This window comes from Streptomyces sp. P17, from assembly GCF_032436805.1.
Classification (GTDB): Bacteria; Actinomycetota; Actinomycetes; order Streptomycetales; family Streptomycetaceae; genus Streptomyces.
This window is the reverse complement of record NZ_JAVRBF010000192.1, coordinates 1-1,056: the sequence shown is the minus strand read 5'-3', so window position 1 is coordinate 1,056 and position 1,056 is coordinate 1. Positions and strand designations below refer to the sequence as shown.

Below are 1,056 nucleotides of genomic sequence, written 5' to 3'. Positions count from 1 at the left end.
TCTGGAGTAAGACCTCAGTGCCACCGGATACAGACAGGCGCGGCCAGCAACCTGTCGGTGACTATTGGTTTTTTTCAAACCAACCACAAAAAGGATTAGTTTCCCTCTTGTCTTCCTATGCGGTATATGTGTGCCGTGCACAACAGTCAACCTTATAAGGGTATTATACATGTCTAATCTTGAGATGAAACTCACGCAGTCGGTAGAAGTTGGTGGTGTACCTGCCAAGTCTCCGATCCCATATGTCATTGCTATCGACACTGATGGCAATCCTATTTCGGGTGGTGGAAGCGGTGGCGGTGGTGGACTTACCGACGCACAACTCCGTGCATCCCCTGTTCCCGTGGTTCCTTCCTTGGCTCAGTCTGGGAACATCGAACTCGCTGTGACTGCCAATACACCTGTTGCCTTTGGAGCACAGGCGATCAAGCAGATCACGATTGCCAATGTGTCCAATGATCTGGGCTGGGTCATTCAGGGTGGAAAACGTTTTCCGCTATTCCCTATGGCCTATTTCAGCTTCTTTGGCGTCACGAACGCAAATCAGCTTCAGGTGGAGCTGCCTGCTGATGGGACTGTATACGGTCACTGGGAGGCTTAATTTAATGCGTATTCACAACCATCGACTGGCTTGGAATACACGGTTGGCAAACCGCTTTGGGGTAACTAACATAAAACCCGTACCACCTGTACCTAAACCAAACCTTGTACCGAATTCTAACCGGTTGCAGGACTGGCCTCGTGATAGTGAAATCGCTGTTGTGGTTGGTGAAGATGGTTGGGTCAGTGCTGAATACCTCGGCAATGGCGCACCATGGTTCACAACAGGAAATGTGATGGACCTTGAAGTTGGGAAAACCTACACCTTCTCGATTGAGGTCAAGGCAGGTACTCTTAACAAAACTCTTGTTCAGTTCAACTCTGATCAGGACTTTGAGGGAGAAGGGCAAACTGACGTTTCAACACGCAAGGTTGGTGGCACGCAGGTTAACCCGGTATTCTGGCAAATGCCTCCGGGCGGTGTAGAGTTCCAAGACCTCTCACCTGACGATAGTG

The 1,056-nt window shown here is 49.9% G+C and carries 2 protein-coding genes; both read left to right on the top strand.

Going from position 1 to position 1,056, the window contains the following annotated elements:
- Positions 1 to 169 precede the first annotated feature (169 nt).
- Entirely contained in the window at positions 170 to 601 is a 432-nt protein-coding gene (locus tag RMT89_RS40290; RefSeq protein WP_315888711.1) for a hypothetical protein, read from the top strand.
- Between the two features lie 4 nt (positions 602 to 605).
- The coding region (locus tag RMT89_RS40285; protein ID WP_315888710.1) for a hypothetical protein at positions 606 to 1,056 on the top strand (451 nt) is incomplete at its 3' end.

Excerpts from the sequence above, each read along its gene's own strand:
- RMT89_RS40290 (WP_315888711.1), top strand. The coding sequence starts at position 170 with ATGTCTAATCTTGAGATGAAACTCACGCAGTCGGTAGAAGTTGGTGGT.